The sequence below is a fragment of the Ruegeria sp. H8 genome, from assembly GCF_056532905.1.
The window spans coordinates 375,724-400,664 of the sequence record NZ_JBQFNY010000002.1 but is presented as its reverse complement, the minus strand read 5'-3'; the positions used below and the strand labels follow the sequence as shown (position 1 = coordinate 400,664).

The 24,941-nt window shown below is 59.0% G+C and carries 22 protein-coding genes; 7 read left to right on the top strand and 15 right to left on the bottom strand.

Translation table 11 applies throughout. From position 1 onward, the window contains the following. Window positions 1-62 precede the first annotated feature (62 nt). Window positions 63-2,189, bottom strand: coding sequence for a methylmalonyl-CoA mutase (gene scpA, locus ACR0A2_RS08360; protein ID WP_171227859.1), 2,127 nt, complete (start codon window positions 2,187-2,189; stop codon window positions 63-65). Window positions 2,190-2,357: 168 nt separating this feature from the next. Here scpA and ACR0A2_RS08355 point away from each other — a divergent pair, with 168 nt between their 5' ends. Continuing rightward, window positions 2,358-2,804 carry a DUF4174 domain-containing protein gene (locus ACR0A2_RS08355; RefSeq protein WP_152458718.1) on the top strand — a complete coding sequence of 149 codons (447 nt, stop codon included), beginning with the start codon at window positions 2,358-2,360 and terminating at the stop codon, window positions 2,802-2,804. Between the two features lie 76 nt (window positions 2,805-2,880). Here ACR0A2_RS08355 and ACR0A2_RS08350 read toward each other — a convergent pair whose 3' ends face one another. Together ACR0A2_RS08350 and ACR0A2_RS08345 are read right to left on the bottom strand one after the other, a co-directional pair. Further along, window positions 2,881-4,929 carry an acetyl-CoA carboxylase biotin carboxylase subunit gene (locus tag ACR0A2_RS08350; protein ID WP_480834713.1) on the bottom strand — a complete coding sequence of 683 codons (2,049 nt, stop codon included), beginning with the start codon at window positions 4,927-4,929 and terminating at the stop codon, window positions 2,881-2,883. Between the two features lie 116 nt (window positions 4,930-5,045). Further along, on the bottom strand, window positions 5,046-5,249 hold the full coding sequence (locus tag ACR0A2_RS08345) for a hypothetical protein (RefSeq protein WP_152458720.1): 204 nt from the start codon (window positions 5,247-5,249) through the stop codon (window positions 5,046-5,048). Window positions 5,250-5,899: 650 nt separating this feature from the next. Here ACR0A2_RS08345 and ACR0A2_RS08340 point away from each other — a divergent pair. Continuing rightward, window positions 5,900-7,051 carry a DcaP family trimeric outer membrane transporter gene (locus ACR0A2_RS08340; protein ID WP_480834712.1) on the top strand — a complete coding sequence of 384 codons (1,152 nt, stop codon included), beginning with the start codon at window positions 5,900-5,902 and terminating at the stop codon, window positions 7,049-7,051. Window positions 7,052-7,137: 86 nt separating this feature from the next. Here ACR0A2_RS08340 and ACR0A2_RS08335 read toward each other — a convergent pair whose 3' ends face one another. The 3 genes from ACR0A2_RS08335 to ACR0A2_RS08325 form a co-directional block, all read right to left on the bottom strand. Continuing rightward, window positions 7,138-7,491 carry a hypothetical protein gene (locus ACR0A2_RS08335; RefSeq protein ID WP_152458722.1) on the bottom strand — a complete coding sequence of 118 codons (354 nt, stop codon included), beginning with the start codon at window positions 7,489-7,491 and terminating at the stop codon, window positions 7,138-7,140. 133 nt (window positions 7,492-7,624) lie between these two features. Continuing rightward, entirely contained in the window at window positions 7,625-8,110 is a 486-nt protein-coding gene (locus ACR0A2_RS08330) for a DUF6497 family protein (RefSeq protein WP_171114817.1), read from the bottom strand. A gap of 108 nt (window positions 8,111-8,218) precedes the next feature. Further along, window positions 8,219-9,751 (bottom strand): acyl-CoA carboxylase subunit beta, encoded by a 1,533-nt coding sequence (locus ACR0A2_RS08325; protein WP_152458724.1) that lies wholly within the window; start codon window positions 9,749-9,751, stop codon window positions 8,219-8,221. A 183-nt stretch (window positions 9,752-9,934) separates the two neighbouring features. Between ACR0A2_RS08325 and ACR0A2_RS08320 the strand changes: the two genes are divergently transcribed. Continuing rightward, window positions 9,935-11,140 (top strand): multidrug effflux MFS transporter, encoded by a 1,206-nt coding sequence (locus tag ACR0A2_RS08320; protein WP_152458725.1) that lies wholly within the window; start codon window positions 9,935-9,937, stop codon window positions 11,138-11,140. Window positions 11,141-11,203: 63 nt separating this feature from the next. Further along, entirely contained in the window at window positions 11,204-12,604 is a 1,401-nt protein-coding gene (locus ACR0A2_RS08315; protein WP_480834711.1) for a helix-turn-helix domain-containing protein, read from the top strand. Between the two features lie 81 nt (window positions 12,605-12,685). On the opposite strand, the gene ACR0A2_RS08310 is transcribed toward ACR0A2_RS08315, so the two are convergent. The 7 genes from ACR0A2_RS08310 to ACR0A2_RS08280 all read right to left on the bottom strand — a co-directional run bounded on the left by ACR0A2_RS08310 (window position 12,686) and on the right by ACR0A2_RS08280 (window position 19,171). Beyond that, on the bottom strand, window positions 12,686-12,925 hold the full coding sequence (locus tag ACR0A2_RS08310) for an HP1242/YdcH family protein (RefSeq protein ID WP_152458727.1): 240 nt from the start codon (window positions 12,923-12,925) through the stop codon (window positions 12,686-12,688). Between the two features lie 100 nt (window positions 12,926-13,025). Then, entirely contained in the window at window positions 13,026-13,673 is a 648-nt protein-coding gene (locus tag ACR0A2_RS08305) for a thermonuclease family protein (protein WP_480834710.1), read from the bottom strand. Window positions 13,674-13,728: 55 nt separating this feature from the next. Beyond that, on the bottom strand, window positions 13,729-15,387 hold the full coding sequence (gene betA, locus ACR0A2_RS08300) for a choline dehydrogenase (RefSeq protein ID WP_480834709.1): 1,659 nt from the start codon (window positions 15,385-15,387) through the stop codon (window positions 13,729-13,731). Window positions 15,388-15,457: 70 nt separating this feature from the next. Next, entirely contained in the window at window positions 15,458-16,966 is a 1,509-nt protein-coding gene (gene betC / locus ACR0A2_RS08295; protein ID WP_171227851.1) for a choline-sulfatase, read from the bottom strand. After that, the gene (gene betI / locus ACR0A2_RS08290) at window positions 16,963-17,535 is read right to left on the bottom strand and encodes a choline-binding transcriptional repressor BetI (protein ID WP_480834708.1); all 573 of its coding nucleotides are present in this window, start codon (window positions 17,533-17,535) and stop codon (window positions 16,963-16,965) included. The genes betC and betI overlap by 4 nt, the downstream gene beginning before the upstream one ends. Before the next feature lie 87 nt (window positions 17,536-17,622). After that, complete coding sequence (locus tag ACR0A2_RS08285; RefSeq protein WP_171227849.1) at window positions 17,623-18,531, bottom strand: DMT family transporter; 909 nt, start codon at window positions 18,529-18,531, stop codon at window positions 17,623-17,625. 40 nt (window positions 18,532-18,571) lie between these two features. Continuing rightward, window positions 18,572-19,171: a LysE/ArgO family amino acid transporter gene (locus ACR0A2_RS08280; RefSeq protein ID WP_171630864.1), complete on the bottom strand. Its 600-nt coding sequence runs from the start codon at window positions 19,169-19,171 to the stop codon at window positions 18,572-18,574. 87 nt (window positions 19,172-19,258) lie between these two features. Here ACR0A2_RS08280 and ACR0A2_RS08275 point away from each other — a divergent pair, with 87 nt between their 5' ends. Further along, window positions 19,259-20,152 (top strand): LysR family transcriptional regulator ArgP, encoded by an 894-nt coding sequence (locus ACR0A2_RS08275; protein ID WP_480834707.1) that lies wholly within the window; start codon window positions 19,259-19,261, stop codon window positions 20,150-20,152. Window positions 20,153-20,186: 34 nt separating this feature from the next. After that, a complete protein-coding gene (locus ACR0A2_RS08270) occupies window positions 20,187-20,876 on the top strand; it encodes a nitroreductase family protein (protein WP_480834706.1) in 690 nt (229 codons plus the stop codon). Between the two features lie 11 nt (window positions 20,877-20,887). On the opposite strand, the gene ACR0A2_RS08265 is transcribed toward ACR0A2_RS08270, so the two are convergent. Together ACR0A2_RS08265 and ACR0A2_RS08260 are read right to left on the bottom strand one after the other, a co-directional pair. Continuing rightward, a complete protein-coding gene (locus ACR0A2_RS08265; protein WP_171329570.1) occupies window positions 20,888-22,165 on the bottom strand; it encodes a permease in 1,278 nt (425 codons plus the stop codon). Between the two features lie 148 nt (window positions 22,166-22,313). Continuing rightward, window positions 22,314-23,054: a YebC/PmpR family DNA-binding transcriptional regulator gene (locus ACR0A2_RS08260; RefSeq protein ID WP_152458737.1), complete on the bottom strand. Its 741-nt coding sequence runs from the start codon at window positions 23,052-23,054 to the stop codon at window positions 22,314-22,316. Between the two features lie 110 nt (window positions 23,055-23,164). Here ACR0A2_RS08260 and ACR0A2_RS08255 point away from each other — a divergent pair, with 110 nt between their 5' ends. Then, entirely contained in the window at window positions 23,165-24,937 is a 1,773-nt protein-coding gene (locus tag ACR0A2_RS08255; protein WP_480834705.1) for an SLC13 family permease, read from the top strand. Window positions 24,938-24,941 lie beyond the last annotated feature (4 nt).

Genomic DNA, 24,941 nt, shown 5'->3' with positions numbered 1-24,941 from the left:
GCCGTATGTTTCCGCCAAAGAGGCGCGATCACAAGATGTTTCGACGAATAACCCGACCTTCGTCAGCCGCGCGCTTCGCTGATCAGGCGCAGGATGTCCTGAGCGGCCTCGGGAATGTTGGTGCCCGGGCCAAAGATGGCCTTGACCCCATGATCATAAAGGAACTGGTAATCCTGCTGCGGGATCACCCCGCCGCAGATCACAATGATGTCCTCGGCCCCGGCTTTTTTCAGCTCTTCCACCAGTTGCGGGGCCAATGTCTTGTGCCCTGCCGCCTGCGAGGAAATACCGACCACATGCACGTCATTGTCCACCGCGTCCTGCGCGGCCTCGGCCGGGGTCTGGAACAAGGGGCCAACGTCTACGTCAAACCCGATATCGGCGAACGCGGTGGCAATCACCTTGGCCCCACGGTCATGACCGTCCTGCCCCATCTTGACCACCAGCAGACGGGGGCGACGGCCTTCGGCCTCGGCGAATTCCTCGATGGATTTCTGGATCGCGGCAAAGCCTTCATCACCCTCATAGGCCGCGCCATAAACGCCGGCCAGGGTTTTCACTTCGGCGCGGTGGCGGCCGAATTCCTTTTCCATTGCCATGCTGATCTCTCCTACGGATGCGCGGGCGCGGGCGGCCTCGACCGCAGCAGCCAGCAGGTTTCCGCCCTCTTGGGCAGCCTTGGTCAAAGCGTCCAGCGCCTGTTGGCAAGCAGCCTCGTCACGGGTTGCACGGATACGTTCCAATCGCGCGACCTGAGCTTCTCGCACGGCCACATTGTCGACGTCCAGAATATCGATCGGATCTTCCTGTTCCTTGCGATATTTGTTGACCCCGACGATCACCTCTTCGCCGCGGTCGATCATGGCCTGGCGGCGCGCGGCGCTTTCCTCGATGCGCAGCTTGGGCATGCCGCTGGCCACGGCCTTGGTCATGCCGCCCATTTCCTCGACCTCTTCCATCAGGGCCCAGGCTTTTTCGATCAGCTCATTGGTCAGGCTTTCGATGTAATAAGACCCCGCCAGCGGGTCGACCACATCGGTCACGCCGGTCTCTTCCTGCAACACTAGCTGCGTGTTCCGGGCGATACGCGCCGAAAAGTCGGTGGGCAGCGCGATCGCTTCGTCCAGCGCATTTGTGTGCAACGATTGGGTCCCGCCCAGAACCGCGCTCATCGCCTCATAGGCGGTGCGGATCACGTTGTTGTAAGGGTCCTGTTCCTGCAACGAAACACCTGACGTCTGGCAGTGGGTGCGCAGCATTTTTGACCGTTCGGATTTCGCGCCGAACTCGGTCATGACCCGGTGCCACAGCGTGCGTGCGGCGCGCAGTTTGGCGATCTCCATGAAAAAGTTCATGCCGATGGCAAAGAAGAACGACAGCCGGCCTGCGAACTTGTCCACGTCCATCCCGGCCTGTGTCGCTGCACGGACATATTCGCGCCCGTCGGCCAGGGTATAGGCCAGCTCCTGCACCAGGTTCGCGCCGGCCTCTTGCATGTGATAGCCCGAGATCGAGATCGAGTTGAACTTGGGCATCTCGTTCGAAGTATACTCGATGATGTCCGAGATGATCCGCATCGAGGGCTCGGGCGGGTAGATATAGGTGTTTCGCACCATGAATTCCTTCAGAATGTCGTTCTGAATGGTGCCGGACAGAACCGATTTGTCGTGCCCCTGTTCCTCTCCTGCCACGATGAAGTTCGCCAGGATCGGGATGACCGCGCCGTTCATGGTCATCGAGACCGAGACCTGATCCAACGGAATGCCGTCGAACAGGATTTTCATGTCCTCGACACTGTCGATGGCCACACCGGCCTTGCCCACGTCACCGACGACACGCGGGTGGTCGCTGTCATAGCCGCGGTGGGTGGCCAGATCGAAGGCGACCGAAACGCCCTGCTGGCCCGCCGCCAGGTTGCGGCGATAGAAGGCGTTGGATTCTTCGGCGGTCGAAAAGCCCGCATATTGACGGATCGTCCACGGGCGGCCCGCATACATCGTGGCCTTCACACCGCGTGTAAACGGACCAAAGCCCGGCAGTGAACCCATATGCGGCAAACCGGCGGTGTCTTCCTGCGTATAGAGCGGTTTGACCGCAATGCCTTCCAGCGTCTCTTTGGTCAGGTCGTCCAGCGGACGTCCGCGCAGCTCTTTCTCGGCCAGCGCTTTCCAATCCTTGGTGTCGGTCATTTCGGTTTCCTCTTGTCAATTCGGATGGCGGCAGTCGAAAGCTTCCGCATTGAGGTCTTGCGCTTGGCCGTTTCATGCAGCCGCAAGCGCGACATTTTGAGTGTTTGGTACAAATCGTCGGTCGCAATCGGTGTCACAGAGGCTATATTCGAAGGAACAGGAGGCCACATGACACGCACGCTTGCCTTTGTTTTCTTGGCACTAATCCCGATGTCTGTCTGGGCGGCGGATGGCACGGCGACGACGGATGACAGTTTTGTCCGCCCGGTGGGTGACAGCGAACTCAGCGAGTTTCTTTGGGTCAACCGACCCATCGTGGTCTTTGCCGACACGCCAGCGGACCCGCGGTTCCAGCAACAGATCGACATGCTGCTCGAAGGCGAAGCCGCAATGCGTGAGCGTGACGTGGTGGTTCTGACCGATACCGACCCATCGGCGCGGTCTCCGATCCGGTCACAGCTGCGCCCGCGCGGGTTCCAGATGGTATTCGTCGACAAGGACGGCGTGGTCAAACTGCGCAAACCTTCTCCGTGGAGCGTGCGCGAGATTGGCCGGTCCATCGACAAGACCCCCCTACGCGAACGCGAAATCCGCGATCGGCGCGAAGGCGGCTGACCGCTTTCGCCACCCCGAAAGGCCCCGGCACAGAATGCCGGAGGCTTTGACGGGTATGGCAAAAGCGCGGTCATGATCACTCGAACTCGATGATCACTTCGTCCACGGCGAGGCTGTCGCCGGGGCCTGCATTGATCTTGGCAACGATGCCCTTCTTCTCGGCGCGCAGGATGTTTTCCATCTTCATCGCCTCGATGGTGCACAGCGCTTGACCTTCCTGCACCTCTTGCCCCACTTCCACGTCGATCTTCACGACCAGGCCGGGCATCGGGCACAGCAGCATTTTCGAGGTGTCGGGCGGCAGTTTTTCAGGCATCAGCCGCGCCAGTTCCGCCTGACGCGGGGTACGTATCTGCACCTTGAGATCCGCGCCGCGGTTACGGATGCGGAACCCGCCCGAGATCTTGCCCACCTTCATGACCAGCGGCGCGTCATCGACCGTCATGACGGCAAGCTGATCACCCGGTGTCCAATCACCCGTCACCCGCATTTCCTGACCGTCGTCAAACCTGATCGTGGCCCCATCCTGATCCGCGTTGACCTCGACGGGCCATTGGATCTCGCGCCCGAAGGAGACAACCCAATCGGTGCCGACCTTGCGTTCGTGATTGTCCATCCGGCCCGACACGCGGGTCCGGCGAATTTCTGCGACGCGATGCATGGCCGCGCAGGAGGCCGCAATCCGGCGCAGGTCTGCCTCGGCCAGTTCGACGCCCTCGAACCCGTCGGGGTATTCCTCGGCGATGAAGGCCGTGGTCATATCGCCGCTGATGAATTTCGGATGATCCATCACGGCGGACAGGAACGGCAGGTTGTGGCCAATGCCTTCAACCTCGAAACTGTCCAGCGCCACGCGCATCGCCTCGATCGCCTGATCACGGGTCGGGGCCCAGGTACACAGTTTGGCAATCATCGGGTCGTAATACATGCTGATCTCACCGCCCTCGTAAACGCCGGTGTCATTTCGAACAGCAACATCGCCTTCGGGCGCATCCCCCTGCCATTTGCCGTTGGCCAGCATCGGCCCGGCTGCCGTCTCCTGAGGCGGGCGATACCGGGTCAGACGGCCAATCGAGGGCAGGAAGCCGCGATACGGATCCTCGGCGTACAGGCGGTTTTCGATCGCCCATCCGGTCAGTGTCACGTCGCCCTGCGTGATCGACAGCTTTTCACCCGCTGCCACGCGGATCATCTGTTCGACCAGATCAACGCCGGTGATCAGTTCGGTGACAGGGTGTTCCACCTGCAAACGCGTGTTCATTTCCAGGAAATAGAAGTTCTTTTCACCGTCAACGATGAACTCTACCGTTCCCGCGCTGGAATAGCCCACGGCCTTGGCCAGGGCCACGGCCTGTTCCCCCATGGCTTTGCGTGTTGCTTCGTCCAGAAACGGCGACGGCGCCTCTTCCACGACTTTCTGGTTCCGGCGCTGGATCGAGCATTCGCGCTCGCCCAGGTAGATGCCGTTTCCATGACTGTCGCAAAGAACCTGAATTTCGATGTGACGCGGTTGGGTCACAAATTTCTCGATGAAGATCCGATCATCCCCGAACGAGCTTGCGGCTTCGTTCTTTGACGACTGAAAGCCCTCGCGCGCTTCGTCGTCATTCCACGCGATCCGCATGCCCTTGCCGCCGCCGCCGGCGCTGGCCTTGATCATGACAGGATAGCCGATCTCGTTCGAGATTTTGACCGCCTCTTCGGCGTCTTCGATCAGCCCCATATATCCGGGAACCGTCGACACATTCGCGTCCTGCGCGATTTTCTTCGAGGTGATCTTGTCGCCCATCGCCTCGATCGCGCCTTTCGGGGGGCCGACGAAAACCACGCCTTCGGCTTCCAGCGCCTCGGCAAACTTGGCGTTTTCGGACAGGAAACCATAACCGGGATGGACCGCCTGCGCGCCGCTCTGGCGAATGGCGTCCATAACCTTGTCGATCACGATATAGGACTGGTTTGCAGGTGGCGGGCCGATATGGATGGCTTCGTCCGCCATCGACACATGCAGCGCGTTCTTGTCCGCGTCCGAGAAAATGGCTACGGTGCCGATACCCATCTTGCGGGCGGTCTTGATAACCCGGCAGGCGATCTCGCCCCGGTTGGCGATCAGGATCTTATTGAACATGGAACGTCCTTTGGCTTGGTGTTCTGGAAACGCAAAACGCCGCCGCAGGGAACAATCCCCACGACGGCGTGATGCGCGATGACGGGCGGGACGACATGCGCCCCGCAAAATATGCGTTAGTTACAGGTGTTCTGTGTCTTGCAGTACAGCACGTTGCCCGCCGCACCGACGGCTGCGCCAAACAACGGGTCCGCGTTGAGGACGGCCGCCCCCACTGCCCCGGCACCGCCGCCGAGGATTGCCTGTTCGCCCGTGGTGTCTCCGCAGGCGGCCAGACCCGCACAGGTCGTCGCAACAAGGATGAAGCGTGAGAATCGCATAGTATCTGCCCTTTTTGGTTTCTTGGTCCTTTTCGGGTCAGATGCGCGAAACACGCCCTGTTATTCAATATCAACGGGTGCGCAGGCGATTTTTGTGCGGGATTTTGCCTTTTTTTGTCCGATACAGGCAAAAAGAAAAACGCGGACAGGACTATGTGGGGAACACAAGCCTGCCCGCGCAAGGAAGGGGTACGGAATAGTAGGTGCATGTGCGGCGCAGGCAAAGTAGAGCCGCACGGCTTAACCAGTTTGCACAGCACAATATTGGCGGCAAACACAGTATTGTTTCCAATCGGGATTTCGGCTGGAATCTGCCCACACCCGGAAATGCCGCGCAACTTCGCGCCGATACCGGTTCGATACTGCTCGGGCGTTTGAGGCCTCTTTGCCGTCACAGTTTCGTGACAGATCAAGCCGCTTTCCGCGCGTTGCGCGGTTGCAGCATCACGACTCTCGGTCAGCGTTGGACATACAGAACCGCTTTGCGCCAATGCGTTATCCAAGCGGCTCAAGACGTCGTGTTTCAGCGCAGTGAAAAACACACATTTGCTTGAAAAATCAATATCTTCACTTCCCATTCTCGTGATTTCCCAAGGTTTGGACCTCGTGAAACGGTCCGTGTGCACACTCGCACTCAAAGGAATACCCACATGACGAAGACTAGAAAAAAGGCACTCCTGCTTGCTGCCTCTGCGCTCAGTGTGACCAGCACGCTTGCATTTGCCCAGGATGCCCAAACCCAAGCCGAGCTGGATGCCTTGCGCGCCCGGGTCGAGGCGCTGGAATCCGCCAGTGCCGGCCCTGCCAACGGTGACTTCCGCATCGGCAACACCGTTCTGGACGTTTACGGATATGTAAAGGCCGACTTCTTCTACGATTTCGAGTTCGATCAGGGCGACACGGCGTTCGTGAATGTCATCGGGGAACCGTCGGCCGCGACCGATGGCACATTTGGTGCCACCGTCCGCCAATCGCGGATCGGTCTGCGCACCACCACCCCAAGCGGTATCGGCGATATCGGCGGACAACTGGAACTGGATCTGTTCGGTTCCGGCGGAACAGCCGAATTGCGTGTACGCCACGCCAATATCACCATCGGTGACAACTGGCTGATCGGACAGACCTGGACCAACTTCATGCCGCTGGACACCTACCCGACCTCGGTGGAATTCAACGGCTCCGTTGGTATCCCTTTCGCGCGGGTTCCGCAGGTTCGCTATACCAACTCTTTCGGAACGAACACGTCCTTCGCCGTTTCGATCGAAGAGAATGTCGGCGGTTCGAATTCGGACGATCCGGTTTTGACCGCATCCGCCGAATACAATGACGGGACTTATGTCGCACGTTTGTCCGGCCTTTATGGCAAGGCGGAATCCGGCAATGTCGAAGTTGATCAGACCGGGTTCACGATATCCGGCTCGGTTCGCCCATGGCAGGGCGGCCTGTTCCAGGTCAACTACGTGAACGGCGAGGCACTCGGCCCGTACCTGATCGGCCTTGGTGATCCCATCGTGAACGGCCAGGCCAATGACGTGGATGGATACACCATCGAATTCCGGCAGGATCTGAGCCCGAAATGGAATGTTGGCATTGCATACGGCAAAGAAGACTATGACCTGCCGACCTCGACCGGAACCCTGTCGTTCACCGAACTGGAAACGATCCACGTCAACGCATTTTACAAGGCAACCGAGGATCTGACACTTAGCGCCGAGTACATCTATGGCGAACGGAACGACGCGCCGACTGGCAGAACCTTTGACGGAAACCGCGTTCAGCTGGCCGCTCAGTTGAACTTCTGATGCCGCACACGGATCCTGCCCGGTTTCGGGCAGGGTCATCCCGGAACCGGTCTTGATGGGCTGATATGCGGCGGCTTGGATCACGATTAGCCTGTCCCGTCGATTACGTCGGGAAAGGACGCACGGGCGGCGTCCACATCGATTACCAGCATTGCGTCATAGCTGGCCGGATCAAAAGGATCTTCCGCCGGGATGACTTCGCGCCCGAAAAGCCAGCTGAGACGTCCGGCATCCAGATTGCCCCGCTCGAACGGCTGATCGCCGAAATGCGCCCAAAGGGCCTCCATGAAGGCGGCATCGGCGCGTTTGTCCGCCGGTTTGCGATCCCGGAACCGTTCCCGCCGTGTCAGCGGCGTCACACCCTTGGGATTGGCGCGGCGAATAGTGAACTGAAAATCGGTGCCTGAAAGACGCCCCGGAAACCCGCGATGTTTCAGCATGGCGACACTCCACAGCTTTGTTTTGCAGACAAAAATAGTTCGAACCCGAACTTGGATGGGATCATGTTGCGCACCTCCAAAGCCGCACCGTTGGTCTGAGAAGTTTTGACGTCATGACAGCGTAAGTTCATGGTCAAAGCCCTTCCCAGATACACCGGGACTGCTCCAGCCGGTAGGCTTCAAAATACTGTGTCGCGTCCGGAGCGGTGTCGCCAAATTCCACCGGGCGATCAGACAGGGAAATGACAACTCTGGATGGCTGCAATTCGTGTAGAGCCACATAAGGAACGGCTAGAACCTGGCACAGATGCTCCATATCCTTGGACGCCACGTCATAGCCGATCCGTCCCACTGACGCTCCGATCTTCGGGGCGACAAATCGAAAGCGCACCCAAAGCTCACCAGGGTTGTTGTCCAGCAGGACATCGCTCAGATGCACCGGCTGACCGGACGGCACCGGCAATGAACTGTCTGTCTGGGCAAAAACAGGAACGCCGAGCGCACACAACACCAGACATATGGCACGATCCCGGACCCACCGAAGGCAGGCTCCTCCTTCCGGGATCGCGCGCGCAGTGCTTTTGGCCTGCGCGGTTCTATGTCTGACGGGTCGGATCATTCAACTATTTGTCGCTTTTTGTCAATTCCGCCGCAATTTTGAGCATTTTCGCTAAAAATCGGACTGCCAGTACCAACAACCGGGGCGGACAACGCCGCCCCGAATGGGTCAAAGCGGAATATTGTCGTGCTTTTTCCAAGGGTTCTTCAGCTGTTTGCCGCGCAAACTGGCAAAGGCTCTGGACACGCGCCGGCGGGTCGAATGCGGCATGATCACCTCGTCGACGAAGCCGCGTTCGGCCGCGACAAAGGGGTTTGCAAACCGATCTTCGTAATCGGCGACATGCTGTGCGGTCTTTTCCGCATCATGCAGATCTGCCCGATGAATAATCTCGGTTGCACCCTTGGCACCCATCACCGCGATTTCGGCTGTCGGCCAGGCATAGTTGAAATCGCCGCGCAGATGTTTGGACGCCATAACAACATAGGCACCGCCATACGCCTTGCGCGTGATCACCGTGACCTTGGGCACGGTCGCCTCGCCATATGCATAAAGCAGCTTTGCGCCGTGCTTGATCACGCCGCTATATTCCTGCTGTGTGCCCGGCAGAAAGCCCGGAACATCGACAAGCGTCAGGATCGGAATTTCGAAACAGTCGCAGAACCGCACGAACCGCGCCGCCTTGCGTGAACTGTCAATATCCAAACATCCCGCCAAAACCATCGGTTGGTTCGCCACGACACCAACGGTCTGACCTTCCAGCCGAATAAAGCCGGTGATGATGTTCTTGGCGAAATCTTCCTGAATTTCGTAGAAATCGCCTTCATCGGCTATTTTTGTGATGAGTTCCTTCATGTCGTAGGGCGTGTTCGGATTGTCCGGAACCAGAGTGTCCAGCGAATCCTCGATCCGGTGAGGGTCATCAAAGAACGGACGCACCGGAGGTTTCTCGCGGTTGTTGAGCGGCAGGAAGTCCACCAGTCGGCGCACTTCTGCCAATGCTTCCACATCGTTTTCGAACGCGGCGTCGGCGACCGAGGATTTCTTGGTGTGGGTCGAGGCGCCACCCAGTTCTTCGGCTGTTACAACCTCGTTGGTGACCGTTTTGACCACGTCGGGGCCCGTCACGAACATGTAAGACGTGTCCTTGACCATAAAAATGAAGTCCGTCATCGCGGGGCTGTAAACCGCTCCGCCGGCGCATGGGCCCATGATTACGCTGATCTGCGGAACCACACCCGAGGCCGTTATGTTGCGCTGAAACACTTCGGCATACCCGGCCAGCGAAGCCACGCCTTCCTGGATTCGCGCACCGCCCGAGTCGTTGATACCGACAATCGGTGCTCCGTTTTGCACCGCCATATCCATGATCTTGCAGATTTTCTGGGCATGCGTCTCGGACAGCGACCCACCAAAGACCGTAAAGTCCTGGCTGAACACATAGACCATGCGGCCGTTGATGGTGCCCCAGCCGGTGACAACACCATCACCCGCAGGTTTTTGATTTTCCATTCCGAATTCGGTGCATCGATGACTGACGAACATGTCGAATTCTTCAAAGCTGCCCTCATCCAGCAGCAACTCGATCCGCTCTCGCGCCGTCAGCTTTCCGCGCGCATGCTGGGCATCAATCCGCCTCTGCCCGCCGCCCAGTCGTGCGTCGTTGCGGCGGTTTTCCAACTCGGAAAGGATGTCTTTCATGACGATTATCCCCTGTAAAATTTGCCGGGACCCTACCCTTTCGCGCCTCTCATCCAAAGCTCTTTTCGGCAAATTTGCAAATATCCAGCAACAACAATCTGGATAACTGTAAACTTGCAAAGTCTCTTGTTGAGATCGCTGGATGGCTGGCAATCCAAAATTCCATGACTATACATGTGAACTATGCAGTTCAGCTCTCGCGCGGTTCGCCGCACACCACCCACATTGGCGACACTTGTATTGCTCGCGGGCTTGTCTGCGCTGAGCATGAACCTGTTTCTGCCGAGCCTGCCGAACATGGCCGCGTATTTTGGCGCCGATTACAAGGTCATGCAGCTGTCGATCGCGCTGTATCTTCTGGTCAATGCCGTTCTGCAAATCCTGATTGGTCCGCTCGCGGACAAGGCAGGTCGCAGGCCTGTTCTGCTGTGGGGGATCGGCTTGTTCCTGCTGGCCACCCTTGGATGCATCTATGCGCCCAACGTTGAAATCTTTCTGGCGTTCAGAATGTGCCAGGCGGTCGTGGTTGTCGGCATGGTTCTCAGCCGGGCTGCGGTCAGGGATATGTACGATCAGGATCAGGCGGCATCGATGATCGGTTACGTGACAATGGGTATGGCCGTGGTCCCGATGATCGGCCCGGCGATCGGCGGCCTGCTGGAGGAAAGCTTTGGCTGGAAAGCGAATTTCTGGCTGCCTTTCGCCCTGGGCGCCCTGACGCTTGCCTTGACCTTCGCGGATTTTGGCGAAACGTCAGCCAAAAGCGGCAAGACCCTTGTTCAGCAGTTCAAGGAATACCCTGAACTTCTGACCTCGCCACGGTTCTGGGGCTATTCACTGTCCTGCGCGTTGTCTTCGGGCACATTCTTTGCCTATCTCGGTGGCGCGCCATTTATTGGAACCGAACTGTTCGGACTAAGCGCGGCACAGGTCGGCATATACTTCGGCGCCCCCGCAGTGGGCTATTTTGTTGGCAACTTTCTGAGCGGTCGCTTTTCCGTACAGATTGGCATCAACCGGATGGTGCTGTGGGGCAGCCTGCTGAACGCCTTGGGCGTTGCGCTTTCGGCATCCTTGTTCCTCACAGGTCTGGGCACCGCACTCAGCTTTTTCAGCTTGATGACCTTTGTGGGCGTCGGAAACGGCATGGCCATTCCCAATGCCACCTCCGGCGCATTGTCCGTTCGTCCGCATCTGGCCGCAACCGCCTCAGGGCTGAGCGGCGCAATCATGCTGGGCGGCGGCGCGGGCCTGAGCGCGCTGGCAGGCACCCTGCTGACCCGGGAAACCGGCGCCATGCCCTTGCTCTGGCTGATGCTAACCTCTGCAGTTCTGGCGATTTTCGCAATTGGATCCGTCATTCGGCGAGAGCGTCAATTGGGGCTGTAACGACTTGCTCCGAAAACTTTGCAAAGTTAATCTTCCAAAACAGAAAACTTGCAAAGGCACCTCATGGCCACCCAAAAGCTCTATGCCGGCGCGAAACTGCGTGAAATGCGCACGCGACTGGCCCTGACACAACGCGAATTCGCGGCGAAACTGGGTGTTTCACTCCCATACCTGAACCAGATGGAGAACAACAACCGGCCGATATCGACCACGGTTGTGTTGGCTCTGGCACAAGAATTCGGCTTGGATGTCACCGAGCTCAGCACCGGCGACAGCGAGCGACTGGTGTCGGATATGCGCGAAGCTTTGGCCGACCCGGTTTTTGCGGATATTCTGCCGCCACTTGCCGATTTACGCCTGACGGCATCAAACGCTCCGGCATTGGCCCGCGCATTTATCGAGCTGCACAAAACCTACCGGCAAACGCATGAACGCCTCGCCTCACTGGACGAAGCCCTGGGGCGAGAGGACGCCCGAATGCAGGCCAGCCCCTGGGAAGAGGTGCGGGACTTCTTCCATTATTGCGACAACTACATCGACGCCGTGGACCGGGCGGCAGAGCTGTTCGCCAATCGCGCGGAAAACCCGGGCAGCATCCGGCAGGCGGCTTTGAACAGCCTGACTGAGCGTGGCATTCAAGTGATGTTCTCTGACATCGCCCTTTTGCGCACCTATGACGCCGAAAGCAAAATCCTGCGCCTTTCCTCCCGCTCGACCCCGCAAACGCAAGTGTTTCAACTGCTGTTGCAGGTCGCATTGATCAGTCAGGACAAACTGCTGGAAGCGACACTGGATTTTGCCAAGTTCCAAAGCGACGAGGCACGGTCCATCGCAAAGATCGGCCTTGCCAATTATTTCGCCGGCGCTTCCTTGATGCCCTATTCCGCATTCCTGACCGCTGCTCAGGAAGAGCGCCACGATCTGGAGCTACTCAGCAACCGGTTTGGCGCATCGATTGAGCAGGTTGCGCATAGACTGTCGACGCTGCAACGCCCCGGTGCAAAAGGTATCCCGTTCTTTTTCGTCCGCGTGGATCAGGCCGGAACGATCACGAAACGGCACTCGGCCACGCGTCTGCAATTTGCACGGTTCGGTGGCGCCTGCCCCCTTTGGAACGTGCATCGGGCCTTTGAAACGCCGGGCCATTTCCTTCGGCAACTGGCAGAAACGCCGGATGGTGTGCGTTACATCTCGCTGGCTCGGGATGTGTCGAAATCAGGTGGTTCATTCGGCGCACCGGTCAGGCGGTACGCAATTGCGCTGGGGTGCGAGGTGCGCCACGCCCCGGCGCTCGTGTATGCCGACAACCTCGACATAAACAACGCCAGCGCTTACGAGCCCATCGGCATTTCCTGCCGCATCTGCGAGCGGCAAAACTGCCATCAGCGTTCAGTCCCGCCGCTGGAACGCCGTCTCAGCATCGACACCCATACGCGCGGCACCCTGCCATACGAAGTCACCTGATTTCGTATGGCCAGAAATTAACGGGGGGAGCCCCGACCCGGGCCGGGAAAGGACAGGGACAGTATCCCCCAGCCATAATGTTCAGGCCTTGGACAAAATCGCCCAGATTTCGTCTTTCAGCGCTGCCCGTTTCTTGCGCAAATCAACTTCGGCCAGGTCTTCCATGGGCTCGACGTTGGTTTCAGCCCGATGCACAACGCGATTGACCTCGTGATACTCATCAGCCAGACGGGCAAAATGCGCGTCCGTTTGCTTGAGCTGGCTCATCAGTTCAACCTTGTCCGGAAACTCTTCGGCCAGTTCATGCGGGGTGTGGGACATGTCTGTTCGCTCCTTCATATGTCGTTGCATATCAGTGGTAGAAGCGTGACGCGCCGCCCACTTTGACGCGGATCAATTTCATACAGGAAAAATTCAGAATTCAGCGTCGCGCAGCACGCCAACCCGCTGCACGTGCTTCGGCAGCAGAGCAGAACCATCGCTCGCCCTTGGCTGCACTGATCCGGGTTTTGGCATAGTACCTCTGGCCCGGTTCGTGAAAGATCCTTTCGCCCTTTGACGAAACATTTCCTTTGATTAGGCATGTTTCAGAGGATTTCGGTTTCTTGCGTGCCCTGTGGACCCAAGGCACCTGTATCTGTGTCTTGTGCAATCCCCTGTTTTCAATCCTCGCGACCTGTTCGGCACCTGCATACGTGTCCGAATATTTGCGGTACGCAAAGGCCAAGCCCTGCTCTACAATCCGGGCGGCGACGTCTTCGCGCTCCACGCTGCACCGAGCAACGATGCGACCGTAGCGATCCCGATCCAACGGGACACAAGTGGTCATCCGTCCCTGAAACTGTTCCCGAACCACATGAGTGGCCCACGTCCCGCACGGCCAGCTTGATCCGTCGGAATCCTGACAGGTCTGATCCAGTTCGGGCGCATCGATACCGTGCAGCCGCACCCGAACACCACCGACATTCCAGGTGTCCGCATCGATTACGTGAACCCGACCTGCAAGTTGCTCTGCGGCATGGGTCAGACCTGGAAGCAGAAGAACAAAGGCTAAACAAATCCTTAACATGCCCCCGATATGCGCGGTATTTCACGCGCATTCAACCGGGGGCCGTTTGGAAAGGTTAACGTTGAGCGGTTGCCCAGTTGGGGTGAATCCACGGACGATCATTGGCCTTCGGCAACGGATCTTTGCCCAAAAGCGAATCCGACACTTTTTCACCCACCATGATAGACGGCGCATTCAGGTTGCCGTTGGTGATCTGCGGAAAGACTGAACTGTCCGCAACGCGCAACCCGTCCACGCCGATGACACGGCCTTGGGGGTCGACTACCGCATTCTTGTCATCCGCGCGCCCCATCCGGCACGTACCGCAGGGGTGATAGGCGCTTTCCGCATGCTCCGCGATAAAGGCGTTCAGATCTTCATCCGTTTGGACAGCGGAACCGGGCTGAATTTCCTTGCCCGCAAAGGGCTTGAAGGCGGCTTGCCCAAAGATTTCGCGGGTCAGCCGGATACAGGTGCGGAAATCCTCCCAATCCTTTTCATGGCTCATGTAGTTGAACTTGATCACCGGCGCGTCTGCGGCTTGGGCAGAGCGCAATGTGACCGTCCCGCGTGACGGCGACCGCATCGGGCCGACATGCGCCTGGAACCCGTGCCCCTCGGCAGCGGCCTGCCCATCATAGCGCACCGCTATCGGCAGGAAGTGGTATTGAATGTCGGGGTATTCCACGCCCGGCTTCGACCGGATGAACGCCGCGCTTTCGAACTGGTTCGATGCGCCCAATCCCGTTTTGGTAAACAGCCATTGCGCCCCGATCAGGCCCTTGCTGAACAGGTTCCAGTGCTTGTAGAGCGTGATCGGTTGCAGCGACGCCTGTTGGATATAAAGCTCAAGATGGTCCTGTAGGTTGGCACCGACCCCCGGGCGATCCGCCACGACGTCGATCCCATGCTCGGCCAGATGCGCCGCTGGGCCGATACCGGACAACATCAGCAGTTTGGGTGAATTGATCGACGATGCAGCAAGAACGACTTCGCGCCGGGCCTTGATGACCTCTTTCCTGCCGCCGCGGATCAGTTCGACCCCTGTGGCGCGGCCGTTTTCCATGACAACCCGAGACGCAAGACCGCGCACGATATCGCAATTGTCGCGCTTGAGCGCGGGTTTCAGATAGGCATTCGCCGCAGACCAGCGCCGCCCTTTCCAGACGGTCTGCTCCATCGGGCCAAAGCCTTCCTGCTTTTCACCGTTGTAATCGCCCGTGACTTCGTAACCGGCCTGCTGACCGGCGTCCACAAAGGCTTGAAACAACGGGTTCTCGCGCGGGCCGCGCGACACGTGCAGTGGACCGTCAGTGCCGCGCCACGCAGGATCGCCCCCATGGCCGCCATCATGCCACGTCTCCATCCGTTTGTAATAAGGCAAAACATCCGCGTAAGACCAACCGTCAGCCCCCATCTCGGCCCAGGTATCGAAATCGCGCGCGTGGCCGCGAACATAGACCATGCCATTGATCGAGGACGACCCGCCGATCACCTTGCCGCGCGGACAGGCCAGGCGACGGTTGTTCAGGTGCGGCTCGGGCTCGGACTGATAGCCCCAGTCATAGCGCGACATGTTCATCGGATAGCTCAGCGCCGCCGGCATCTGAATGAAAGGCCCCATGTCGGTGCCGCCGTGTTCGATCACCAGAACCGAGGCCCCGGCCTCGCTCAGACGATATGCCATTGCGCAGCCTGCGGACCCTGCGCCGACGATGACAAAATCTGCTTCCATTTCCACAACTCCTGCCCCGCCGAGAAGGTTGGATGCCTCCGGCGGGAGTATTTTCGAAAAGATGAAGAGGTTATTCGCCGCGCGGGAACCGGGCGCTTTCCTCGACGATGTTCAGATCCATGTGATTGCGCATGTAGCGTTCCGACGCTTTTTGCAGCGGCTGATAATCCCACGGGTAGTATCCGCCCTGCCGCAGCGCTTCGTACACAACCCAACGCCGAGCCTGGCTGGCACGGACTTCGGCATCGAAGCGATCCAGATCCCAACGGGCCTCGGATTTGGCACGCAGTGTTTGCAACGTGCCTGCGTGTTCGGGGCTGTCTGCCAGATTGTTCAGTTCGTGCGGGTCGGCCTCAAGATCAAACAACTGATCAGGGTCCAGCGCACAGCGGTTGTATTTCCACTTGCCATATCGCAGCGAGACCAGCGGCGCGTAGGATGCCTCGGCCGCGTATTCCATGGCCACTGGTGTGGTTCGTTCTTCGCCCAGTGCCAACGGCACGAGGTTTTCGCCATCGGTCCAGGGGGCGATCTCGGCCATGTCTACGCCGGCCAGCGCCCCCAGGGTCGGCGTTACGTCTATTGTCGATACCGGAGCATCTATCCGGCCGGCGGGCAGATCAGGCGAGGCGATCATCAGCGGCACACGCGCCGAGCCTTCGTAGAAGTTCATCTTGAACCACAACCCGCGTTCGCCCAGCATGTCGCCGTGATCCGAAACGAACAGGATGATCGCCTCTTGCCGGGTGGTTTCCAGCACTTCGAGGATTTCGCCGATCTTGTCGTCCAGATAGGAAATATTGGCGAAATAGGCGCGACGCGACTTGCGGATATCTTCTTGGGTAATGTCGAAACTGCGCCAGTCATTGGCATCGAAGATGCGCTTGGCGTGGGGGTCCTGATTGTCATAACCCAGATCGGCGACCTCGGGCAGCAGATGTGCGCAATCCTCGTAAAGATCCCAGTATTTGCGGCGGGCAACATACGGGTCATGGGGGTGCGTAAAGCTGACGGTCACGCACCACGGGCGGTCATCCTTGCCGCGTGCCAGATCATAAAGCTTGGCCTTGGCGTTGTAGGCGACCTCGTCGTCATATTCCATCTGGTTGGAAATCTCGGCAACACCCGCGCCGGTGACGGACCCCATGTTGTGATACCACCAGTCGATGCGTTCACCCGGCTTGCGGTAATCCGGGGTCCAGCCGAAATCGGCCGGGTAGATGTCGGTGGTCAGGCGGTCTTCGAACCCGTGCAGCTGATCGGGACCGACGAAATGCATCTTGCCCGACAGGCAGGTGTAATAGCCCGCGCGGCGCAGGTGATGTGCGTATGTGGGGATATCGCTGCGAAACTCGGCCGCGTTGTCATAGACGCCGGTGCGCGACGGCAATTGACCGGACATGAAGCTGGCCCGCCCGGGCGCGCACAAGGGCGACGCCGTGTAAGCGTTGGCAAATCGGGTTGACCGTTCCGCCAGTTTCTTCAGGTTCGGAGCGTGAAGCCAATCAGCGGGACCGTCTGGAAAGAGAGTCCCGTTGAGCTGATCCACCATCAGGATCAGAATGTTCGGTTTTGTCATTTTTCAGCCTCGAGCAGAGTGTTGAGCACACGCATCGCGTGGCTCACGGCCAGTTGCGGTTCTTCAGGGGCGCTGAGTGCGGCGCGGATGTACAGCCCGTCAATCAGGGCAACCATGTTCTCGGCCGCCTCTTGCGGGTCAGCTAACTTGTGCCGCAGGGCGTGGGTCAGATTGGATTTGATGCGGGCCTGATAGATCTGCCACAGGCGCAGGGCGTCATCATTGGTCTGAGCCAGCACGTAGAAGGTCATCCAGGCCGCGATCACATCGGGTGTGAAACAAGAAGGCGCAAAACACGCCCTGACGATCGCCTGCGCCCTTTCGTCCGCCGCAGCCGCTTTCAGCTCGCCCCTTGCTTCTTCGCCGAAGTCCGAGAGGATCCGGCGCATGGCGGCCAGAAAGATCTGATCCTTGCCGCCGAAATAGTGGTGCGCAAGCGCGCTGGACATGCCGGCACGTTTGGCAATCTGACTGACTGTTACATCAAGGGATTTCTTCACGCCCAGCTCAGCGATTGTCGCGCGAACAATCGCATCCCGGCGGATTGGCTCCATTCCGACTTTTGGCATCGTTCTCCCCTTGAACAGGTGTCACGGGACCACGCTAGGGGGTTTTTATTGACTCGTCAATTAATGAAAAATCAGGGAGCGATGTTGTTACAGCTTCGGCGCAATACTCGGAGGCGTCAAGTCCTTGCGGTTCAACACGAATTCGCGCCATGAAATAAAGCTTACGGCGGCAAGGATCAGCGTGCCGCCTGCGACAACCCAAACGTCAACGCTTTCATGGAAAACCGCGGCGCCCAGGATCGTGGCCCATATCAACTGAAGAAACGTCACCGGCTGCGTGACGGCCACCGGCGCCGCCTGAAGCGCCAGGGTCATGAAATAGTGCCCGGCGGTCGCAAAACTGGCCACCAGAAAAAGAACCCCGATATCCCGCAGGCTTGGCTGCGTCCAAACGGCGATCGCAAAGGGTATCAAGGCAATGGTCACCCAGATCGACAGATGTGCCACAACGACGGCGGGCGGTACGTCACGCACCAGAATCTTGGCCAATAAATACGACCCCCCAAGGGTCAGGGCCGTTCCCAGCATGGCCAGATGGCCTGATGACACTTCGCGAAACCCGGGCCGCAGGATGATCAGGACGCCAACCAGAGCGACCAGAATCGCAGCAATCCGGCGAAAGGCCAGCTTTTCGCCCAAAAACAGGGCCGCCCCCAGTGTGACGTAAACCGGTGTCATGTAATTCATGGCTGTAACTTCGGCCAGTGGGATCTGTGTCATCGCAAAGAACCAGAGCATGACCGCAACCGCATGCACGACCCCTCGCAGGCCGAACAGCGTCAGCAGGCGGGGGGTCAGATGCGTCGCCATGATCGACCGCATGGCCGGCAACAGAAACACCAACCCCAGCACATATCGCAGAAAGGCGGCCTGGATGGAATTCATCGATGTGCCCAGCGACTTCACCAGCGCGGTCATCACAACAAAGGACAAGCCGGCGGCGAACATCCAGAACATGCCGGCAAGCGGGCGGGATGATACGGTGGATGAAGTCATGTTCAAGGTTGAACACCGAAACCCGGCCGGGAACAACCCTTCACATGGTAACAAGTTTCAGCGCGATACCCAACATGACCACGCCAATCCCTGCATCCAACACCTGCCACGCCCTGGGGCGCGCAAAAACAGGCGACAGGATGCTTGCCCCATAGCCAAGCGAAAAGAAGAAAACAAAGCTGGATGTCATCGCGCCGAGGGCGAAACCAAGCCGGTCGTCATATTGGGCCGAGATCGAACCGATCAGCACGACCGTATCCAGATATACATGCGGATTCAGCCAGGTGAACGCAAATACCGTCAGCAGCGCGGCCTTGAGGCTGGTTCGCTTGCCATTGCCGATTTCCATCACCGAACCACCCAGCCAGGACGACCGGAGACTGCGCAGGCCATACCAGGTCAGGAATGCCGCCCCACCGTATCGCATCACGGTTTCGAACCAAGGTGCGGCCTGTGCCAGTGTGCCAAAACCTGCCACGCCTGCTCCGATCAGGATGGCATCAGACACCGCGCAGGTCAGGCACAGAAAAAACACATGCTCGCGCCGCAGGCCCTGCCTTAAAACAAAGGCGTTCTGCGCCCCGATGGCGAGGATCAGGCTGAAACCCAGCGCGAAACCGGCGATCACGGATGTAGGCATGGTATCTCCTGCGTTGCCATTGCGTTGACTAATGGCCGCGATACGATCTATCAAATTAAAGATGCTGCCCTCAGTTAAGTTCTGCTAATGCTACTGGACCCTCACCAATTGGCCGCTTTGTCAGCAATCCTGCGCCATGGCAGCTTTGATGCGGCGGCGGCGGAACTGGCTGTAACCCCTTCGGCGATATCCCAGCGGATAAAAGCGCTGGAGGATCGCGTGGGCGCCTCGCTCATACATCGGGGAACCCCTTGCACCGGAACGCCAGCCGGGCAGCGCATCGCACGTTACGCCGAAGATGTCGGTTTGCTGGAAGCGCAGCTGGCTCGGGAATTGACTCTGGCACAAGAACCCGGGTCCGCGCGGGTTCGCGTTGCGGTACCCGCCGACATTCTGGCCACCTGGTTCATTGACGCGATGGCGCGGGTGCCCGACATGCTGTTCGACCTTGTGATCGACGATCAGGACCATTCGGCGGACTGGCTGAGGCGCGGCGAGGTCAGCGCCGCCGTCACCGTCGGCGGACAAACAGTGAGCGGTTGCGACGCGATTGAGCTGGGCGTGTTGAGATATCTGCCCACCGCCAGCCCGAAATTTGTCAACACCTGGTTCAAGAACGGCGTGACCGAGGAAACCCTCAGCAAAGCGCCTTGCCTTGTCTTCAACAGGAAGGACGGTCTGCAAAAAGCGTGGATCGCAAATCACACCGGCAAACATCTGTCACCGCCTTTCCACTTCCTGCCATCTTCGCAAGGGTTCGTTGATGCCGCAATCGCCGGGATTGGCTGGGGCATGAACCCCGCAGCCCTTGCGCAAGACGCCATGGAGCGTGGGCTGCTGAGCCCGATCGTTCCCGATGCGCCACTGGACATCGCGCTCAGCTGGCAGGTCGGGCGGGTTCTTGCCCCGGCGCTCAAACCCCTTACACAAGCGGTCCAGCATGCTGCGCAACGGGTTTTGCTACCGTCACAAGGCAAATAGGCAAATAGTCAGACTCATTCGATTGGAGGAACCAATGTTCTCGCGCGACGCCCTCAGTTATGACCCCATTCCCCTGCCCGACCGATGCGAGATCAGTGATGCGGACATGCAGGACGCAGCTGTGGCTTTCTTTGAAAAGATGCGGCGGCGTCATACCGTTCGGGATTTCTCTACGCGCCCGGTGGCTCGTGATGTGATCGAAACCTGCCTGCGCACCGCGGGAACGGCCCCGTCAGGTGCAAACCACCAGCCCTGGCATTTTGCTGCCGTCTCGGACCCCAAGCTGAAACTGCGCATCCGTGAGGAAGCCGAAGAAGAAGAGCGTCGCTTTTACGCGGGAGGGGCGGGCGATGAATGGATCAAGGCTCTGGAACCCATCGGGACAAACGCGGTCAAGGAACATCTGACCGTCGCCCCGTGGCTGATCGTGGTCTTTGCCCAACGCTGGGGGCAATTCGAAGACGGGACGCGGTACAAGAATTACTACGTGCCGGAAAGTGTGAACATTGCCACCGGCTTTCTGCTGGCGGCATTGCATCACGCCGGTCTCAGCACGTTGACACATACCCCGAATCCGATGCGGTTTCTGACCGATGCGCTGGGTCGGCCCGCTTCAGAGAAACCGACAATGATCATCGCAGTTGGACATCCCTCGGAAACCGCGACCGTGCCGTCCGTTGCAAAGCTGAAAAAGCCCTTGGGCGAGATTTCTTCCTTTTTCTAAGCGGAGCCGCATCAGCCCTGTGTGCCAGAGGCGTCCTTTCGGTCCGGCAACATTGTCAGGTAGCATGTCACGCAGGCCACCAGGCTGGCTGCGACTATGAACGCGACGGCCAATACAACCTCGTGCATATGGGCGACTGCGGCCAAGGCCGCCGAAAGCAGCACCGCCAACAAACGGGTAAAAGACTTGATCGCGGCTGATCCCTGAACGCGCTGTTCCTTGGGCGCGACGTCCAGGAAATAGAGCTTGCGCGCGCTGCTGATCCCGGTCACCGCAACGGTGACGACAAACAGCGCGATCGCGTGCAGATGCACATCGTGATCGATACCCAAGTAGTGAAATGCCAGAAGAACACCGCCGGTTGCGGCCACCATCAGTGTCCCGACCACCATGACGGCACGATGAGACTTCATGTTCACGACCTGCCACAAAGGCCCGGACACAAGATAGCCCGAAGCAGATGAAACAATCATCGCGGTCAGTCCCTTGGCCGAGCTGTGATGCGCTTCGGCCGCGATCAGCGCAAAGAATGGGACAGAGAGCGAAACAGCCACCAAAAGCATTCGCATGACCATGTAACGCCGAAACCACGAGTATTCGAACATGCCAAGAATACCCCGGGCATTGGCCTTGAACGACAGCTTTGCTTTGGGTCCGGTCTTGTTTGCCGGCTCCGCCGAGCGGGCATTCTCAGTCATGGCCAGCATCAAAAGCCCTGACAGCATGAAAAACGCAACCGATACACCGATCATGGTTGAGTGGCGCGAAAAAGGTGGGTTTTCCTTGGTGATCTGATGCACCAACATGGCAAGACCGATGGCGCACAGGCCCCCGCCCCCAAGTTGCAGGTAATGCAGGACCATGCGCGAACGCGAGTGGACATGATCGCCCAGCAGATCGGTGAACATCAGGTTCTGCACCTCGTCCACAAGGCCGATCACGAAAAAGACCGCCACGAAAACCACTGCGATCAACGGAACGACCCCGGTCGCGGCGGCCACCATTGCCAGGACCAGACAGGATCCGATGATCGCTTCGGTCAGAGCGATTGCGCGTTTCTTTTGCGATTTCGCCGCGACGGATTGCGCCAGAAAGAAATCGGAAATCATGCTGCCAATCATTCGCACCGAAACCAGCGCGCCCGCCACGAACATCGGCAGTTCGAATGACACGGCCAGAAACGGCAAAACCACCGATGGGCTGCCCAGAGTCCACGCAACCTGAGACACGATACTCTGCCCAGCAAGAACCGGCACGTTTCGCTTGGCCTTTTCAGCAGTCGCATCCATCGTGGATCTTTCGGTGGCGTTGTCTCGGAAATTCCGGGTTTTTCCAGCCTATGCGTTTCGAAGGGTTCAGCCAACAACTCTTCGAAACTGTCCGAAAACGAAAAACCCGGCGGTTGAGCCGGGTTTCGCCGTCAAGATCCGCCACAGCTCAGAGCTGTGCCATCACCTCATCCGAGGCCTCGAAATTGGTCGTGACGCGCTGTACGTCGTCATCGTCTTCCAGCGCATCCACCAGTTTCATCAGCTTTTGCATGTCTTCCAGACCCAGCTCGGTCGTGGTGGTCGGCTTCCAGACCAATTTGGTGGATTCCGATTCACCCAGCGCAGCTTCCAACGCGTTCGAAACGTCGTTCAGATCCGTATCCGCACACCAGATGATGTGTCCATCCTCTGAACTTTCGACATCTTCCGCGCCGGCCTCGATGGCGGCTTCGAATATGGTGTCTGCGTCACCCGCCGTTGCCGGGTAAATCACTTCGCCCTTGCGCTCGAACATGAACCCGACCGAGCCCGTCTCGCCCAGATTACCGCCGTTCTTGGAAAAGGTCGAACGCACGGTCGACGCAGTGCGGTTGCGGTTGTCCGTCATGGTTTCAACAATCACGGCCACGCCGTTGGGGCCATAGCCCTCATAGCGGATTTCTTCGTAATCGTCGCCTTCACCGGCGGTGGACTTTTTGATCGCGCGGTCAATCACATCCTTGGGAACCGAGTTCGACTTGGCCTCTTTCACGGCCAGACGCAAGCGCGGGTTCTTGTCGGGATCGGGGTCGCCCATCTTGGCGGCAACGGTGATCTCTTTCGACAGTTTGGAAAACAGTTTGGACCGCGCGGCGTCCTGACGCCCCTTGCGGTGCTGGATGTTGGCCCATTTTGAGTGGCCTGCCATAATGCGTCCTCGTCATCGTGATTGCGTGTTCGGCGCTCATATAGACGTTTGCAGGGGGCAGGATCAAGAGAGCGGCTTGCGACGGCTTCACCGGCTAGTATGGTGACGACATGACGACAGACCAGATCATTCTTTTTGCGCTTTTCATCACCGTCTTCGGAATGCTGTTGTGGGGCCGGTTTCGATACGACCTCGTGGCCTTTGCCGCGCTGATGATCGGCGTTGTGCTGGGCGTCGTGCCCGTGGATGGCGCCTTTGCCGGGTTCGGCCATCCCGCGACCATCATTGTGGCGCTGGTTTTGGTGGTTTCTGCCGGTTTGGTCCGATCAGGCGCAGTGTTCCTGATCACCCGCACGCTGGTTGATGCCTCGCGGGGCTTGGGTGCGCATATCGCCCTGATGGGCGGGATCGGCGCGGTTCTGTCGGCCTTCATGAACAACGTGGCGGCGCTGGCGTTGCTGATGCCCGTGGACATCCAGACCGCACGCAAGGCCGGACGATCGGTGGGCCTGTCGCTGATGCCGCTGAGCTTTGCCACCATTCTCGGCGGGATGGCGACGCTGATCGGGACCCCCCCGAACATCATCATAGCGTCGATCCGGGCCGAAACACTGGGCGAGCCGTTTCACATGTTCGATTTTGCCCCGGTCGGTGGGCTGGCCGCGATCGCCGGTCTTGCCTTTGTCGCACTGGTAGGCTGGCGTCTGATCCCCGATCGCGGACCGCAGGCCGAGACATCGGAAACCTTGGCCGAATACATCGCCGAGCTGACCGTTCCCCCAGAATCCGCCCATATCGGCAAACGGGTCAGTGAACTTTATGAGGTGGCCGAGAAATCGGACGTGGCCATCATCGGTTTGATCCGGGATGGCAAACGGCGCTATGGCCGGTCGGCGCACGCCGTTTTGCAGGAAGGTGACGCGCTGGTTCTGGAAGCCCGACCCGAGGCGCTGGACGAGTTTCGCGCGGCGCTCAATCTCGACTTCTCGGACACGCGCCGGCAGGAGTTGCTGACGGCCGAGGGTGACGGGCTGGAAGTGATCGAAGTCGTCGTGCCGGAAAGCGCGCGCATCACAGGCCGCACCGCACAAGGGCTTGGGCTGGCCTGGCGGCAAAGCACCGTTCTGATGGGCATCTCACGCCAGGGGCGCAGGATTACCGAACAGGTCCGCAAGACCGAGGTGGAACCGGGCGATATCCTGCTGCTGCTCTGCCCCCGCGACCGCGCTGCGGATGTCACGGAATGGCTGGGCTGCCTGCCCCTTGCCGGACGCGGGCTGAACGTAACGGCAAATGACAAGGCATGGCTGGCCATCGGTCTGTTTGCCGCCGCTGTTTTGGCCGCAAGTGTTGGGTTGATCTATCTGCCCATTGCTTTGGGGCTGGTCGTGATTGCTTATGTGCTGACCAAGATCATGCCGATCACCGACATTTACAATCACATCGAATGGCCGGTGGTCGTACTGCTGGGGTCTATGATCCCGCTGGGCAGCGCCTTGGAGACCTCGGGCGGCACCGAACTGATCGCAAACGCCCTGATCCAGCTGACCGATGGTCTGCCCGCCTGGGCCATTCTGACCGTATTGATGGTTGTCACGATGACTTTGTCGGACGTGTTGAACAACACCGCCACCGCCATTGTCGCCGCGCCGGTCGGGATACAAATGGCACGCACGCTTGAGGTGTCACCCGACCCGTTCCTGATGACCGTGGCCGTTGCGGCCTCGGCTGCGTTCCTGACCCCCATCGGGCACAAGAACAACACGCTGGTTCTGGGTCCCGGAGGCTATCGATTCGGAGATTACTGGCGCATGGGATTGCCGCTGGAAGTGCTGATCATAGCCGTTTCTGTTCCCGCCATCCTTGTATTCTGGCCGCTGTGACGGG

Bases quoted from the DNA above. Each gene is read 5' to 3' on its own strand.
- ACR0A2_RS08325 (WP_152458724.1), bottom strand. From the start codon at position 9,751: ATGAAAGACATCCTTTCCGAGTTGGAAAACCGCCGCAACGACGCACGA.
- ACR0A2_RS08305 (WP_480834710.1), bottom strand. From the start codon at position 13,673: ATGTTAAGGATTTGTTTAGCCTTTGTTCTTCTGCTTCCAGGTCTGACC.
- ACR0A2_RS08255 (WP_480834705.1), top strand. From the start codon at position 23,165: ATGACGACAGACCAGATCATTCTTTTTGCGCTTTTCATCACCGTCTTC.
- ACR0A2_RS08310 (WP_152458727.1), bottom strand. From the start codon at position 12,925: ATGTCCCACACCCCGCATGAACTGGCCGAAGAGTTTCCGGACAAGGTT.
- ACR0A2_RS08345 (WP_152458720.1), bottom strand. From the start codon at position 5,249: ATGCGATTCTCACGCTTCATCCTTGTTGCGACGACCTGTGCGGGTCTG.
- ACR0A2_RS08335 (WP_152458722.1), bottom strand. From the start codon at position 7,491: ATGCTGAAACATCGCGGGTTTCCGGGGCGTCTTTCAGGCACCGATTTT.
- betI (WP_480834708.1), bottom strand. From the start codon at position 17,535: ATGCCAAAAGTCGGAATGGAGCCAATCCGCCGGGATGCGATTGTTCGC.
- ACR0A2_RS08315 (WP_480834711.1), top strand. From the start codon at position 11,204: ATGGCCACCCAAAAGCTCTATGCCGGCGCGAAACTGCGTGAAATGCGC.
- ACR0A2_RS08265 (WP_171329570.1), bottom strand. From the start codon at position 22,165: ATGGATGCGACTGCTGAAAAGGCCAAGCGAAACGTGCCGGTTCTTGCT.
- betC (WP_171227851.1), bottom strand. From the start codon at position 16,966: ATGACAAAACCGAACATTCTGATCCTGATGGTGGATCAGCTCAACGGG.
- ACR0A2_RS08260 (WP_152458737.1), bottom strand. From the start codon at position 23,054: ATGGCAGGCCACTCAAAATGGGCCAACATCCAGCACCGCAAGGGGCGT.
- scpA (WP_171227859.1), bottom strand. From the start codon at position 2,189: ATGACCGACACCAAGGATTGGAAAGCGCTGGCCGAGAAAGAGCTGCGC.
- ACR0A2_RS08275 (WP_480834707.1), top strand. From the start codon at position 19,259: ATGCTACTGGACCCTCACCAATTGGCCGCTTTGTCAGCAATCCTGCGC.
- ACR0A2_RS08350 (WP_480834713.1), bottom strand. From the start codon at position 4,929: ATGTTCAATAAGATCCTGATCGCCAACCGGGGCGAGATCGCCTGCCGG.
- ACR0A2_RS08355 (WP_152458718.1), top strand. From the start codon at position 2,358: ATGACACGCACGCTTGCCTTTGTTTTCTTGGCACTAATCCCGATGTCT.
- ACR0A2_RS08340 (WP_480834712.1), top strand. From the start codon at position 5,900: ATGACGAAGACTAGAAAAAAGGCACTCCTGCTTGCTGCCTCTGCGCTC.
- ACR0A2_RS08270 (WP_480834706.1), top strand. From the start codon at position 20,187: ATGTTCTCGCGCGACGCCCTCAGTTATGACCCCATTCCCCTGCCCGAC.
- betA (WP_480834709.1), bottom strand. From the start codon at position 15,387: ATGGAAGCAGATTTTGTCATCGTCGGCGCAGGGTCCGCAGGCTGCGCA.
- ACR0A2_RS08280 (WP_171630864.1), bottom strand. From the start codon at position 19,171: ATGCCTACATCCGTGATCGCCGGTTTCGCGCTGGGTTTCAGCCTGATC.
- ACR0A2_RS08320 (WP_152458725.1), top strand. From the start codon at position 9,935: ATGCAGTTCAGCTCTCGCGCGGTTCGCCGCACACCACCCACATTGGCG.
- ACR0A2_RS08330 (WP_171114817.1), bottom strand. From the start codon at position 8,110: ATGATCCGACCCGTCAGACATAGAACCGCGCAGGCCAAAAGCACTGCG.
- ACR0A2_RS08285 (WP_171227849.1), bottom strand. From the start codon at position 18,531: ATGACTTCATCCACCGTATCATCCCGCCCGCTTGCCGGCATGTTCTGG.